Source organism: Shewanella mytili, from assembly GCF_046765975.1.
Taxonomy (GTDB): Bacteria; Pseudomonadota; Gammaproteobacteria; order Enterobacterales; family Shewanellaceae; genus Shewanella; species Shewanella mytili.
This window is the reverse complement of record NZ_JBKOUD010000010.1, coordinates 51,554-64,511: the sequence shown is the minus strand read 5'-3', so window position 1 is coordinate 64,511 and position 12,958 is coordinate 51,554. Positions and strand designations below refer to the sequence as shown.

Annotated in this window: 15 protein-coding genes; 9 read left to right on the top strand and 6 right to left on the bottom strand. The window is 54.7% G+C overall.

Annotated elements, in window-relative coordinates; genetic code table 11:
* The first annotated feature begins 58 nt into the window (after positions 1-58).
* The 8 genes from hemA to ACIDEJ_RS10910 all read left to right on the top strand — a co-directional run bounded on the left by hemA (position 59) and on the right by ACIDEJ_RS10910 (position 7,801).
* Positions 59-1,309 carry a glutamyl-tRNA reductase gene (gene hemA / locus ACIDEJ_RS10945; RefSeq protein WP_411988110.1) on the top strand — a complete coding sequence of 417 codons (1,251 nt, stop codon included), beginning with the start codon at positions 59-61 and terminating at the stop codon, positions 1,307-1,309.
* A 13-nt stretch (positions 1,310-1,322) separates the two neighbouring features.
* Complete coding sequence (gene prfA, locus ACIDEJ_RS10940; protein ID WP_411988109.1) at positions 1,323-2,408, top strand: peptide chain release factor 1; 1,086 nt, start codon at positions 1,323-1,325, stop codon at positions 2,406-2,408.
* A 37-nt stretch (positions 2,409-2,445) separates the two neighbouring features.
* Positions 2,446-3,291, top strand: a complete 846-nt coding sequence (gene prmC, locus ACIDEJ_RS10935) for a peptide chain release factor N(5)-glutamine methyltransferase (RefSeq protein ID WP_411988108.1) — start codon at positions 2,446-2,448, stop codon at positions 3,289-3,291.
* A 134-nt stretch (positions 3,292-3,425) separates the two neighbouring features.
* Positions 3,426-3,821, top strand: coding sequence for a SirB2 family protein (locus ACIDEJ_RS10930; RefSeq protein ID WP_411988107.1), 396 nt, complete (start codon positions 3,426-3,428; stop codon positions 3,819-3,821).
* On the top strand, positions 3,821-4,612 hold the full coding sequence (locus ACIDEJ_RS10925; protein ID WP_411988106.1) for a transglutaminase family protein: 792 nt from the start codon (positions 3,821-3,823) through the stop codon (positions 4,610-4,612). Before ACIDEJ_RS10930 ends, ACIDEJ_RS10925 begins: the two co-directional genes overlap by 1 nt.
* 77 nt (positions 4,613-4,689) lie before the next feature.
* Positions 4,690-5,934, top strand: coding sequence for a DUF819 family protein (locus tag ACIDEJ_RS10920; RefSeq protein WP_411988105.1), 1,245 nt, complete (start codon positions 4,690-4,692; stop codon positions 5,932-5,934).
* Positions 5,935-5,988: 54 nt separating this feature from the next.
* A complete protein-coding gene (gene kdsA, locus ACIDEJ_RS10915; RefSeq protein WP_411988172.1) occupies positions 5,989-6,837 on the top strand; it encodes a 3-deoxy-8-phosphooctulonate synthase in 849 nt (282 codons plus the stop codon).
* 91 nt (positions 6,838-6,928) lie between these two features.
* The gene (locus tag ACIDEJ_RS10910; RefSeq protein WP_411988104.1) at positions 6,929-7,801 is read left to right on the top strand and encodes an EamA family transporter; all 873 of its coding nucleotides are present in this window, start codon (positions 6,929-6,931) and stop codon (positions 7,799-7,801) included.
* Positions 7,802-7,811: 10 nt separating this feature from the next.
* Here the strand turns inward: ACIDEJ_RS10910 and ACIDEJ_RS10905 are convergent, their stop codons facing one another.
* The gene (locus tag ACIDEJ_RS10905) at positions 7,812-8,720 is read right to left on the bottom strand and encodes a ketopantoate reductase family protein (RefSeq protein ID WP_411988103.1); all 909 of its coding nucleotides are present in this window, start codon (positions 8,718-8,720) and stop codon (positions 7,812-7,814) included.
* A complete protein-coding gene (locus ACIDEJ_RS10900) occupies positions 8,717-9,082 on the bottom strand; it encodes a VanZ family protein (protein ID WP_411988102.1) in 366 nt (121 codons plus the stop codon). Before ACIDEJ_RS10900 ends, ACIDEJ_RS10905 begins: the two co-directional genes overlap by 4 nt.
* 144 nt (positions 9,083-9,226) lie before the next feature.
* Between ACIDEJ_RS10900 and ACIDEJ_RS10895 the strand changes: the two genes are divergently transcribed.
* Positions 9,227-9,712, top strand: a complete 486-nt coding sequence (locus ACIDEJ_RS10895; RefSeq protein WP_411988101.1) for a YajQ family cyclic di-GMP-binding protein — start codon at positions 9,227-9,229, stop codon at positions 9,710-9,712.
* A 103-nt stretch (positions 9,713-9,815) separates the two neighbouring features.
* Here ACIDEJ_RS10895 and ACIDEJ_RS10890 read toward each other — a convergent pair whose 3' ends face one another.
* The 4 genes from ACIDEJ_RS10890 to ACIDEJ_RS10875 all read right to left on the bottom strand — a co-directional run bounded on the left by ACIDEJ_RS10890 (position 9,816) and on the right by ACIDEJ_RS10875 (position 12,950).
* Positions 9,816-11,219, bottom strand: a complete 1,404-nt coding sequence (locus ACIDEJ_RS10890) for an AmpG family muropeptide MFS transporter (RefSeq protein ID WP_411988100.1) — start codon at positions 11,217-11,219, stop codon at positions 9,816-9,818.
* A gap of 117 nt (positions 11,220-11,336) precedes the next feature.
* The gene (locus ACIDEJ_RS10885) at positions 11,337-11,663 is read right to left on the bottom strand and encodes a hypothetical protein (RefSeq protein ID WP_411988099.1); all 327 of its coding nucleotides are present in this window, start codon (positions 11,661-11,663) and stop codon (positions 11,337-11,339) included.
* A gap of 129 nt (positions 11,664-11,792) precedes the next feature.
* Positions 11,793-12,377, bottom strand: a complete 585-nt coding sequence (locus ACIDEJ_RS10880) for a peptidylprolyl isomerase (RefSeq protein ID WP_411988098.1) — start codon at positions 12,375-12,377, stop codon at positions 11,793-11,795.
* A gap of 24 nt (positions 12,378-12,401) precedes the next feature.
* A complete protein-coding gene (locus ACIDEJ_RS10875) occupies positions 12,402-12,950 on the bottom strand; it encodes a YajG family lipoprotein (protein WP_411988097.1) in 549 nt (182 codons plus the stop codon).
* Between the last annotated feature and the right edge of the window lie 8 nt (positions 12,951-12,958).

Below are 12,958 nucleotides of genomic sequence, written 5' to 3'. Positions count from 1 at the left end.
GGTTATTCAGTAGAATGGCCGCATCTTAACAAGACGCCAAGAGTCAAGAACGAGTCAGATGAGCCTTGTAGCAATTGGTATTAACCACAAAACTGCCACTGTTGACCTGCGTGAAAAAGTAGCCTTTGCCCCGGACAAGATCCACGAAGCCATGAGAAGCCTCGCGCAAGAGACGGCTTCAGGCGAAGCGGTCATCGTGTCTACTTGTAACCGCACGGAGCTTTACTGCAACACGCAAAACGTGGCGCAGGTGGTGACCTGGTTGGAGCAGTATCATTCTCTGAGTCACGATGAAGTGTCGCCGTGCCTGTATGAGTTTGAAGGCCAAAAAGCCGTACAGCACCTGATGCGTGTCGCCTCGGGGCTGGATTCACTGGTGCTGGGCGAACCGCAGATTCTTGGGCAGGTGAAGCAGGCTTTTGCCAAGGCGAAAGAATCCGGCACCGTGGCCATGACTATGGACCGCTTGTTCCAGAACACTTTCTCCGTGGCCAAAAAAGTGCGCACGGAAACGGAAATCGGTACTGCTGCCGTGTCTGTGGCTTTTGCCGCGGTGAGCATGGCCAAACACATCTTCTCTTCACTGACCACCACCAAGGCCTTGCTGATAGGCGCCGGTGAAACCATCGAGCTGGTGGCCCGTCACCTGAAAGAAAACGGGGTGGCCAGCATGGTGGTGGCCAACCGCACCCTGGCGCGCGCCGAAGCCATGTGTGAAGAGTTCGGGGCCCAGGCCATTACACTGGAACAAATTCCGGACTTTCTTCCCAAAGCCGATATCGTGATATCCTCTACCGCCAGCCCGTTGCCCATCCTGGGTAAAGGGATGGTGGAAAAAGCGCTGAAGCAGCGCCGTCATCAACCCATGTTACTGGTTGATATTGCCGTTCCCCGAGATATTGAAGCAGAAGTGGCTGAGCTGGATGCGGCCTATCTGTACACGGTTGACGACCTGCACAGCATCGTAGAACAGAATATGGCCTCCCGACGTGAGGCCGCCGAGCAAGCGGAACTTATCACTGAAGAGCAGTCACTGCAGTTTATGGAGTGGGTGCGTTCGCTGCAGTCCGTTGACAGCATCCGTGAATACCGGACGCATTGTATGGATATCAAGGATGAGCTGTTGGAGAGGTCCATGAACAAGTTGGGGCAGGGCGCTGATGCCGAAGAGGTATTGCGTGAACTGGCCAACCGCCTCACCAACCGCTTGATCCATGCCCCGACCCAGGCACTTACCGTTGCCAGTCGTCATGGGGATCTCAATGCGCTAGGTCAGTTAAGAACCGCGCTCGGCTTGGATAAAGACTAAGGTTAGCGACTGCATGAAGGATTCCGTTATCCGCAAGCTGGAAGGCTTGCTGGAGCGTTATGAAGAAGTACAGGCTCTGCTGGGTGAAGCAGAAGTGATTAGCGATCAGGACAGATTTCGTAGTCTGTCCAAAGAGTATTCACAGCTTGAAGACGTGGTAAAAGGGTTTCGCCAGTTTCAGCAGGCCCAAGCGGACCTGCAAACCGCCGAAGAGATGCTGCAAGAAGATGATCCTGACATGCGCGAAATGGCGCAGGAAGAACTCAAGGCCGCCAAACACCGCTTGGAGCAACTGGAAGACGAGCTGCAAATCCTGTTGTTGCCCAAAGATCCCAACGATGACACCAACGCCTTTCTGGAAGTTCGTGCCGGTACCGGCGGCGATGAAGCCGCATTGTTTGCCGGCGACCTGTTCCGCATGTATAGCCGTTATGCTGAAGCCCGCCGCTGGCAGGTAGAGATTGTCAGCGCCAACGAAGGCGAACACGGCGGTTTCAAGGAAGTGATTGCCAGAGTCAGCGGTGATGGTGTTTACGGGCGATTGAAATTCGAATCCGGTGGTCACCGGGTGCAACGGGTGCCAGAAACCGAATCCCAAGGGCGGGTGCATACCTCCGCCTGCACCGTGGCCGTGATGCATGAAGTGCCAGAAGCGGCGGCGGTTGAAATTAATCCTGCCGACTTGCGCATTGACACGTTCCGCTCCTCCGGCGCAGGTGGTCAGCACGTGAACAAAACCGACTCGGCCATCCGCATTACCCATTTGCCTACCGGGTTGGTGGTGGAATGCCAGGATGAGCGTTCACAACACAAAAACAAGGCCCGGGCACTGAGCGTACTGGCGGCACGCTTGCAGGCGCAGGAAGATGAAAAACGCGCCAGCGAAGAAGCCTCCACCCGTCGCTCACTGGTGGGCAGCGGCGATCGCTCCGAGCGCATTCGTACCTATAACTTCCCTCAGGGACGAGTGAGCGAACACCGGATAAACCTGACGTTGTACCGTCTTAACGAAGTGATGGAAGGCGATTTGGATCAACTTATCGATCCGTTGCTGCAAGAACATCAGGCAGATCTGCTGGCTGCACTTTCTGACGACTAACCACTTCTGATGTTTAAGACAACTAAGGATTGATGCCTTGACCAGAATCACGATTGCACAAGCGCTGTCTCAGGCAGCGTCAGTGTTGGCAACGAGTTCAGAATCCGCACATGTGGATGCGGAAGCCTTGTTGCTGCACTGCTTGGGAAAACCCCGCAGTTTCATTTATGCCTGGCCGGAGCGCCAGCTGAGTGATGAACAGCATAAACAGTTACAGCAGATGGTGGCCCGCAGGGCTGAAGGGGTACCTGTTGCCCATATCGTGGGCGAGCGGGAATTCTGGTCTCTGCCCTTTATCGTGAATGATTCCACGCTGATCCCAAGACCCGATACGGAAATCCTGGTGGAAACGGCGTTGAATCTGCCTTTGGCGGAAAATGCCGCCGTACTGGATTTGGGCACCGGCACTGGCGCCATTGCCTTGGCATTGGCTCATGAGCGCCGCCAGTGGCAAATGACCGCTGTGGACAATGTCAGCGGCGCGGTGGAGCTGGCAAAGGCCAATCGGCATAACCTGCAGCTGCCCCAGGTGGAGATTTTGCAAAGTGACTGGTTTGCTGAGCTAAGCGGGCGCAAGTTTCAGCTGATTGTGTCCAACCCGCCTTACATTGAAGAAAGCGATGAGCATCTGGCGCTGGGGGATGTGCGCTTTGAGCCCCGCAGCGCATTAACCTCCGGACAACAGGGCTTTGCCGCCTTGTTCCATATTGCGGAACATGCGCGGGAATATTTGTGCACCGGCGGTTACCTGTTGCTGGAACACGGTTTTACCCAAGGTAAACGCTTGCGGGAAAAACTCAATGAACTGGGTTACATGCAAGTGGCCACCGTGCGCGATTTTGGCTCCAATGAGCGCTGTACCCTGGGCTTCTGGCCCGGTTAACCCGCCTGCCACTTGAAATCCCGCCCTTTTACCACCATGTAAACTTCATGGGGCTCGTTGCCGGACAATCCGTTTGGAGACGAGCCATCCATAGGGTAAACTGGCGCCTCATTTTCCCCGTCGGCAGTTTACAAATGGATTATTTTTACAGTCTTTACCCGGGAGTTAAGTATTTTCACTTGCTGATGATTGGCCTGAGCGTCATGTTCCTCAGTGTGCGTTTTGTGCTGAAACTCGCGCAGTCGGCATGGATGGAGCGAAAACTGCTGAAGGTTGCCCCTCATGTGATTGATACCTTGCTGCTGCTCTCCGGTGTGGTGCTGTGCTTTATGATTAAGCAATATCCGTTTGTGGATGCCTGGATGACGGAAAAGCTGGGCGCAGTGGTGGCTTATATTGTGCTGGCCATTGCCGCGATGAATAGCGCCCGCGGCAAAACATTCCGCATCTTCGCATTTTTGGGTGCCTTGGGATGGCTGGTATTTGCGGCCAAAGTAGCTTACGTCAAACAAGCGGTATTTTTTGGGTAATGCAAAGATTTTCTTCAGATGACAAAGCGTTTTCTTTACCAGAAACCGTTTTTGAGCTGTGCCAATACCTTGGTTTCAGCGAAATTAAACAGGCACAATGGGCCTGGTATGAACTTTCCGGTGCAGTGTTAAGCCAGTACCTTTTTGATGAAAACCAGCGTTTTTCAGCATTGCTGACGTGGTTTTATCAGGAACGGCGCTTTTGTGAAAAAGCGGAATATTTCTCCATTGATGCTGCAGATTTGGGTCGCTGCCTGCTGACACGGCAAGGTAACAGCACCACCTTGGCCACCGCCCTGATGTTGTTGGGGCGGGAGCTGGATTTGAACACATCACTGTTATTGTTGCCGGGCACTACCGTGATGGCGTGCCGTATTGGCACCGAGGTGCATTATGTTGACCCCTTGAGTGGCAAGCGTTTGTCGCGGGAGCAGCTGCATGCCCTGGTGCGCGGCGAGCTGGGCAACTGGGCGCCCATGAAGGACAGTTACCTGAAACCGGCAACGGTACAACAGGTGCTGACCCGCATGTTGCATGAATTAAAAGCGGGCTGCATTGTGGAACGCCAGTTCGAGGCTGCCTTGGCGTGCTGTAACGTGATTCTGGATTGGGAGCCGGACGATCTCAACCTGCACCGGGAGCGGGCCTTCATTGCCCAGCAACTGGGCGCCATCAAGGTGGCCAGCGCGGATTTGCAGTATTTTATTGATAACAACCCCCACGATCCCATTGTGGAACTGGTGAAGATGCAATTGCAGGAACTGGGGGAAGAACAGCAGGTATTTCATTGATATTCAACGGCCAGAGCGCCGGTTAAGCTATATACCCACACTCATGATGATAACTACTTAGAGAGAGATTTCGCCTTATGACGACCGCTCTGGTTACCAACGACGCTACAGCGCTGGGCATTTTGGCCGCCATACTGGGATTTGTGTTTTACACCAATAGCAGTAACCATCCATTCTGGCAAAAGTTTTATCGCTTCATACCCGCCTTGCTACTGTGTTACTTCCTGCCGTCGCTACTGAACACTTTCGGGATTGTGGACGGACACACCTCCAAACTTTATTTTGTGGCATCGCGTTACCTGCTGCCAGCCTGTCTGGTCTTGCTGATCCTCAGCGTGGATTTAAAGGCCATTCTCAGCTTGGGGCCAAAAGCGCTGGTGATGTTTCTTACCGGTACTTTTGGCATTGTCATCGGCGGGCCGATAGCCTTGCTGCTGATGTCATTACTGGACCCGTCATTGACCGGCGGTCACGGGCCGGATGCGGTGTGGCGCGGCATGACCACGCTGGCGGGCAGCTGGATTGGCGGCGGGGCCAATCAGGCCGCCATGAAGGAAGTCTATGAAGTGGGCGGCAACATCTTTTCGGTGATGGTGACGGTGGACGTGATTGTGGCCAATATCTGGATGGCCGTGTTGCTGTTTCTGGCCTCCAATGCCAACGCCATCGACACCAAAACCGGCGCTGATACCCGTGCCATTGATGAGTTGCGCCATAAAGTGGAAAAATATCACGCCGAAAATGCACGCATTCCCAGTTTGCGGGACTTGATGCTGATTGTGGCCATCGGGTTTGGCGTTACCGGCATCGCCCATATGGGGGCCGACTGGCTGGCGCCATTTTTTAGCGAGCATTATCCCTGGACCGAGAAATACAGCCTGACCTCCTCGTTTTTCTGGTTGGTGGTGATTGTGACCACCGTGGGGCTGGCGTTGTCCTTTACGCCAGCGCGGCATCTGGAAGCCGCCGGGGCCTCCAAGGTGGGCTCGGCATTCTTGTATGTGCTGGTGGCAACCATCGGTTTGCATATGGACGTGACCAAAATCATGGATACCCCGGAGTATTTCCTGTTGGGGATTATCTGGATGCTGGTTCACGCCGGGCTGATGCTGCTGGTGGCCAAACTCATTCGTGCACCGCTGTTTTACATGGCGGTTGGCAGTCAGGCCAATGTGGGCGGCGCTGCATCAGCACCTGTGGTGGCTGCGGCATTTCATCCGGCGCTGGCACCCGTTGGGGTGCTGCTGGCGGTGTTTGGTTATGCCCTGGGCACCTACATGGCCTGGCTATGTGGCCAGTTACTGCAGGTTGTGGGTAATTGATTAAGACTAATGAACAGTACGGGTTGGCTGACAGCCTTTGAGAGAGATGCGGTGATGACCATTAAAAACATCAAGCTCGGTAATATTGATATTGCCAATGACAAACCTTTTGTGTTGTTTGGCGGCATGAATGTGCTGGAGTCCCGGGATTTGGCGCTGCGGATTGCCGAAACCTATGCGGAAGTGACCCAGAAACTGGGCATTCCCTATGTGTTCAAAGCGTCTTTTGACAAGGCTAACCGTTCATCCATCAACTCCTACCGCGGGCCGGGGATGGAAGAAGGGTTGAAGATTTTCCAGGAGATTAAAGACACCTTCAATTTACCGTTGATCACCGATGTGCATGAACCTTACCAGTGCGCGCCGGTGGCGGAAGTGGTGGACATTATCCAGTTGCCGGCGTTTTTGGCACGCCAGACCGATTTGGTGGTAGCCATGGCAAAAACCGGTGCCATCATCAATGTGAAAAAACCCCAGTTTTTGGCGCCCCATGAGATGCGCCACATCATCAAGAAATTCAATGAAGCCGGCAATGACCACATCATGCTGTGCGAACGCGGCAGCTGTTTTGGTTACAACAATCTGGTGGTGGACATGCTGGGCATGGATGAGATGAAACAAAGCGGTTATCCGGTGATTTTTGATGCCACCCATGCCTTGCAGCGGCCGGGCGGCCGGGCCGATTCCGCCGGTGGGCGTCGTGCCCAGGCCACTGAACTGGCACGTAGCGGCATGGCGTTGGGGCTGGCCGGTTTGTTTATTGAAGCGCATCCAGACCCTGATAATGCCAAGTGTGACGGCCCCTGTGCCTTGCCGCTGCATTTGCTGGAAGCCTACCTGACCCAGATGAAAGCCGTGGATGATCTGGTGAAATCCTTCCCGCAGCTGGATACCAGCAAATAACTGTTCGCTGTTGGTGTCTGTGATATGCTCAAATGCCCGGCTTGTGCCGGGCATTTTGCATTTGTCTCCCACAGCTTAACGGATTGTGCTCATGTGGATTTTCTTGACCTTAATGGCCGCGTTCATGCAGGCCTGGCGCAATGCCTTTCAAAGTCAGCTGAGCCGGGAGGTTAACGTTGCCGGCGTTACCCTGGCGCGGTTTGTGTATGCCAGCCCGCTAGCCGCACTTTACCTGGGGTTGCTGTATGTGTGGCAACCTGCACCTTGGCCGCAACTTTGGGGCGCTGGCGGCGGTTACATTGTGGGTGCGGCCCTGATGCAGATTGTGGCCACCGCATTGATGGTCAAACTGTTCAAACTGAAAAATTTTGCCGTGGGCGCCGGGCTAGCCAAAAGCGAGGCGCTGGTGGCGGCCATTCTGGGCACATTACTGTTTGGCACCCATCTGAGCGTTACCGGCTGGATGGGTGTGCTGATTGGCGCCATGGCGGTGTTTTTGCTCAGTGCCAGTGGCGGCTGGCGCCAGTTGTCCTGGCCCACGGTACTGCTTGGAATAGCCTGTGGCAGCAGCTTCGCGCTGACATCCCTGTGGGTGCGAGAAGCCAGTTTGCAGCTGGACTTGCCCTTTCCACACCGGGCGGCGTGGGTGTTATTGCTGGTGATCCTGTTGCAGAGCATACTGTTACTGCTGTGGTTGCTGTTGGCCGACCGGCCGACCTTGCAGGCATTATGGCAGCGACCCAAGCTGACACTGGCAACCAGTGTCAGCAGCTTTGTGGGCTCGCTGGGCTGGTTCAGCGCCATGTCACTCACCGCCGTGCCCTATGTGAAAACCCTCGGGCAGGTGGAGGTGTTTTTCATGATGCTGATAGCTTTCTTTTGGCTGAAAGAGCCGGTCAAAATCAAGGATGTTGGCGGCCTGCTGCTGATAGCGCTGGCCGCGATACTGGTATTGTGGACATGAGTTTGCAGCGTTACAGGGCTGCCTCACGCTGCTTGATTTGCCGGGTCAGCTTTTGGTTGATGGGAAGCTCAAGGCCGTGACGCTGGGCCAGTTGCACCAGATAACCGTTAATGGCATCAATTTCACTGGGGCGGCCATGGAGCAGATCCTGACGCATGGAGGATGAGTTGTCTGCCGTAAGCTCAATTACATCCCGTACCCGTTTGAGTAAGGCGTGCGCTTGCAGCTGCAAGCCCTCTTTGGCTGCCACCTGCACCAGTTCATGGATGATGGCGTCAATGGTGGGCTGATATGCCGCTTCAGCCAGGCGGCCATTGGGCACATCATCAAGGGCCGTGAGCGGGTTGATCGCCGCATTGACCGCCAGCTTGCCCCATAAGGCGGGCAGAATGTCCGCCAGCCATTCGCTGCCGGGTATGGCCCGCAACAGCAGTGCCTTGTCATTATCAGCCAAAGCGGGGCCGGCAAAGTGTCCCAGCTGGGTCAGTCCTTTGCCTGTATGGCGGATTTGATGGGGCCCTAGGCGCAGCGCTCCCTGGCTGGTGGTGCCAAGGGACAGCCCGCGGCCATCAAGCCGGGGCTGCAATTTGCTGTGAGGCCCAAGGCCGTTATGCAGCAGCAAGATATGGCAACCTAGCGGCAGCTTGGGCAGCAGTGCCTGCAAGGCATCCAGCACCTGATAGGCTTTTAATGTGACCAGCAGCAAACGGCAGTGTGTAAACGCGCTGGCGGGCGCGTCCAGGGTGCACTGGGAAAATGTTTGCAGGCTTTCACCCTCTGGGGTGAGACAGCCAAACGATTGTGATGCCGAACATGGCTTACCCGCTTTGAGCAGCAATGTGGGTGCCGCTCCGGCTTTGGCCAACTGGTGTGCCAGCAACTGGCCAATGGCACCGGCACCGAGAATCGCGATATTCATTTTTTTGCTCCTGCATGGCAAAAATTTTGCCAGCCGCGCCAGCTCCCCAATAACAGGTAAAACAGCGCCACGCCGCTCATGTCGGCAATGAAATCCTTCATGTCTGCACTGCGGTAGGGCAGGTAGGACTGCACCGCTTCAATCAACAGGCCATAACAGGCCAGCTCCAGTACAATCCAGTACCAGCGGGGGCGGTATGCCAGCCAGGCCAGCCAGGCCAATATGAAAAAGCTGCCGATATGGCCGACTTTGTCCATATGGGGGAGCAGTTGCGGATAACCGGGTCTGGAAAACACCAGATAACTTACCAGCAACAAGGTGGCCAGCAGCGCTACCCGAAAAATGAGCTGTCGTTTAATCACATTCACGTCAGGGTCAGGAGAAAACTGTCACTCATGATATGCAAAAGCATTGCTGACTGTCATCCGTAAACGCACATCAGTTCAGTTGATCTTCAACATGCAGTAAAATTGGTGGCAAAATTTAGCAATTTACAGGGTTTTCCCATGCCATCATTTGATATTGTGTCCGAAATCAACGCCGTGGAGCTGCGTAATGCCACCGATAACACCCGCCGGGAAATGGACTCCCGTTTTGATTTTAGGGGCGTGGAGTATGCTGTGGAGCTGAAAGACTTTGTGGTGAGTTTGTCATCCGAATCAGACTTCCAGTGCAAACAGATGGTCGACATTTTGCGCACGCAGCTGAGCAAACGCAATGTGGACCCCAAAGCCATGGAAGTGGATGAAAAAATTGTGCACACCGGGAAAACCTTTGCCCAGAAAGTACGCTTCAAGCAGGGGATTGAAACGGAAACCGCCAAGAAACTGGTGAAACTCATCAAAGACAGCAAGCTGAAAGTGCAGGCGCAAATTCAGGGGGATTCGGTGCGGGTTACCGGTAAAAAGCGTGACGACTTGCAGGCGGTGATGGCACTGGCGCGCAATGCCGAGTTGGGGCAACCTTTCCAGTTCAATAACTTCCGGGACTGATCTTCCCCCGCGGTGGGCGCCGGCATTGCTGCCCACCGTTTGTCAGTAGGGTTGTGTCTTGCCATAACAGGCGATTTTCGTCCAAACCGCCACTGCTGTGGGGTTACTGGGCCGGCGGTGTAGGCGTTTTGTCATTGTGGTCATCGGTCTTTTTGGGCAACTTGCCATCCGCCAGTTTTACCAGCAACAACACTGGCAAGCCGATGATGCTGGCACTGATGAAGAAATTGACATAGCCAAAGGCATTGACCCATTCGCCGGAAAATCCCGCAATGAATTTGGGGAACAACAGCATGATGGATGACAGCAGGGCATACTGGGTGGCGCTGTAGCCACTGCCGGTAAGCCCGGAAAGATAAGCGATGAATGCCGCCGTTGCCAGACCGCCGCTGAAATTGTCTACCGAAATGGCCAGGGTAAGCAGCGGCACGTTGTATCCCACATGGGCCTGCAGTGCAAACAGCAGATTGGTGGTGGCCACCAGAAACGCCCCCAGATAGAGAATTTTCATGGTGCCGTAACGGGCCACCAGCACGCCGCCAACCGCTGAGCCCACCAGTGTCATGATAAGCCCGTATATCTTGCTTAACGTGGCGATTTCCTCCTTGGAAAACCCCATGTCCACATAAAACACATTGGCCATAATCCCCATGACAATATCTGAAATGCGGTAGCAGGAGATCAGCAGTAATATCACAATGGCATGACGACCATAACGCTGGAAAAAATCAATGAACGGCAAGGCCACAGCGGCATACAACCAAGCCAGCAAACCGGCAACCGGTCGGGAATATTGCTGTTTCAACTGGTGTTTCATGCGTACTTCATCGCGGCAGGCCGCCTGCATGTCCACTTGGGGCTCACTGGCAAAAAAACTGGTGACAAGGCCGATGCACATCAGCCCGGCCATGGCCAGATACGCGTTTTGCCAGCCGACAAGATCGTAACTTTCCGGCGTGTCGGACACCCAGGCGGCAATGGTCAGGGCCCCAGCCGTGGCAATAATCATGGCGCTGCGATAACCCACCTGATAGGCGGCGGCCAGTGCTGCCTGCATGCCTTCCGGGGCGGATTCAATACGAAAGGCATCCACCACGATATCCTGGGTGGCAGAGGCGAAGGCCACTGCCAGGGCACAGATGGCCAAATGGCCCAGATCGCTGCCCGGATCACTGGAGGCCATGCCCAGAATGGCCAGAATCAACATTGATTGGGACAGGATCATCCAGCTTCGCCTCCGGCCAAAATGGCGGCTCAGCAGCGGTAGTGGCAAGCGGTCTACCAAGGGGGACCAAGCCCATTTGAACGCGTACATCAGGGCTATCCAGCTGAAATGCCCGATAGCCGCCCGGTCAACACCCGCCTCGCGCAACCAGAAAGACAGGGTGGAAAACACCAGCATTAACGGCAGGCCGGAAGAAAACCCCAGTAACAGCATGACCAGCACCCGGCGATGCAGATAGATGCCTAAAGCGTTTTTAAGGGCAGTAAAACGGTGACTGGACATGGCGATGGGGCTGGAAAATGGAAAGACTAGCTTAAAAGTCTGCGCCAACCACTGCAAGGCAAGCGGCGCAATTATTGGCGTTGACGGTGAAAATCCCGGCGCACGCCGGGATTGGGCTCAGGCTGCTGGCCGCACGCCTTGGCAATCTTTGGGAAACTGACCATGACCGCTGAGAAAATCGCAGCACTGGTGCAACTGTTGGCGCAGGTACTGGTTGCCCAGCAACGCCCATTCCGGCCATTTTTCAAAACTGTAAAGCACAAACCAGAAAACCCGCTCGGTATCCGATTGGGCCTCGCCGTTGCGTCCCAGGGCATACCACTCTTCCAGCGTGTCCCAAAGGTATAACCGCAACTCGGAGAGCGGAATTTGCTGTTGGTAGAACCCTTTGCCATAAGCGGCCAGTTGCGGCGCTTTTAGCTGAATGAAATCATCTGTCGTCATTAAACTCCAACCCTTATGATGAGTTTGTTATGAGTATAGTTGCTGTGGCATTTGTCACGGGGCATAAATCATTTTGGTTGTGGCCCGTCCGCCGGCAATTTCTCTCGGTAAGGCACACCTCGCCTGGCGTTAATTCATGGGCAACAGCCGGGCCTTTTTCAGGATGATGGGGCTTAAGGGCACATCATCCCATTGCAGTGCGGCATTAGGGCCAGTGGCAACTTGTGCCATTTGCTGCAGCACTTGCAGGCCTTCTGTTACCTCGCCAAATACCGCATATCCCCAACGTTTGGGCGACGGGTCAAGTTTGCGGTTGTCCGCCACATTAAAATAAAACTGCCGGGTGGCACTGTGCGGGGCGCTCTCCCGTGCCATGGCAAGGGTGCCCATGCTGTTGGACAGGCCATTACCCGACTCGTTCACCACCGGTTTGTCTTCTGCCAGTGGCTGCAACTGGGGGGTGTAACCGCCGCCCTGCACGACAAAATTGTTAATGACGCGATGGAAAATCGTGTTGTCGTAATCGCCGCGCACCACGTAGGTGAGGAAATTATCCACCGTTAATGGCGCCCGGCTTCTGTCCAGTTCCACCACGATGGTGCCCATGGTGGTTTCCAGTGCCACCTGGGGGTACATATTGTTTTGCTGTATGTCCAGCGCCCACAATTTTGGCGAAAACAGCAGCACCAATAGCGCAATAACACCACGGCTCATCATCAACTCCTTGGGTTTGGTAAATTAACGGGGCTGCAAGAACTGGTTGAGTTCGGCGTCATTGATAATCTTCCCCGCCAGTTGGGATATCAGGTTGTTGATGTCCAGCTCCAGTGTGGCGAAATCCGCATTAAGCGGTCCTTTCAGGCGGCTACTGGCAGAATAACGCTTACTGAAGGTGCGGTTATTGTTGCTTGCCTGTACGCTCATCAGCAACTGGGTGGTGGCGTTAAAGCCCAGCATTGACTCTTCCACATCCGTTTGCAGCTGCTCCAGCGTTATCTCAAGGGTAAGGCCGCTGGCCGGGTCTATCTGATAGCCGGCCTGGGTAAAGCCTTGACGGAAAAGTTGCTCCATCACCGTTTGCATGTTTTGCATGGTGCCTACCAAGCGTGGCGGCTTTTGGTCATTAAAGCGCACCACCTCTGCCATCTGTCGCCTGTCTGTTGCGGTCAATGCCAACGGGGTTAACTGCTGGACTTGCAATTGTATTGGGGGAACATTAGGGCTTAGGGCAATACGCTCGGGCGTTTGGCTGGCGCAGGCTGCCAATAACAGGCTGGCTGCCAGCATACTTACTA

Coding starts and splice junctions, on each gene's coding strand:
- ACIDEJ_RS10895 (WP_411988101.1), top strand. CDS start 9,227: ATGCCATCATTTGATATTGTGTCCGAAATCAACGCCGTGGAGCTGCGT.
- hemA (WP_411988110.1), top strand. CDS start 59: ATGAGCCTTGTAGCAATTGGTATTAACCACAAAACTGCCACTGTTGAC.
- ACIDEJ_RS10930 (WP_411988107.1), top strand. CDS start 3,426: ATGGATTATTTTTACAGTCTTTACCCGGGAGTTAAGTATTTTCACTTG.
- ACIDEJ_RS10920 (WP_411988105.1), top strand. CDS start 4,690: ATGACGACCGCTCTGGTTACCAACGACGCTACAGCGCTGGGCATTTTG.
- ACIDEJ_RS10875 (WP_411988097.1), bottom strand. CDS start 12,950: ATGCTGGCAGCCAGCCTGTTATTGGCAGCCTGCGCCAGCCAAACGCCC.
- ACIDEJ_RS10890 (WP_411988100.1), bottom strand. CDS start 11,219: ATGTCCAGTCACCGTTTTACTGCCCTTAAAAACGCTTTAGGCATCTAT.
- kdsA (WP_411988172.1), top strand. CDS start 5,989: ATGACCATTAAAAACATCAAGCTCGGTAATATTGATATTGCCAATGAC.
- ACIDEJ_RS10910 (WP_411988104.1), top strand. CDS start 6,929: ATGTGGATTTTCTTGACCTTAATGGCCGCGTTCATGCAGGCCTGGCGC.
- ACIDEJ_RS10880 (WP_411988098.1), bottom strand. CDS start 12,377: ATGAGCCGTGGTGTTATTGCGCTATTGGTGCTGCTGTTTTCGCCAAAA.
- prfA (WP_411988109.1), top strand. CDS start 1,323: ATGAAGGATTCCGTTATCCGCAAGCTGGAAGGCTTGCTGGAGCGTTAT.
- ACIDEJ_RS10885 (WP_411988099.1), bottom strand. CDS start 11,663: ATGACGACAGATGATTTCATTCAGCTAAAAGCGCCGCAACTGGCCGCT.
- ACIDEJ_RS10925 (WP_411988106.1), top strand. CDS start 3,821: ATGCAAAGATTTTCTTCAGATGACAAAGCGTTTTCTTTACCAGAAACC.
- ACIDEJ_RS10905 (WP_411988103.1), bottom strand. CDS start 8,720: ATGAATATCGCGATTCTCGGTGCCGGTGCCATTGGCCAGTTGCTGGCA.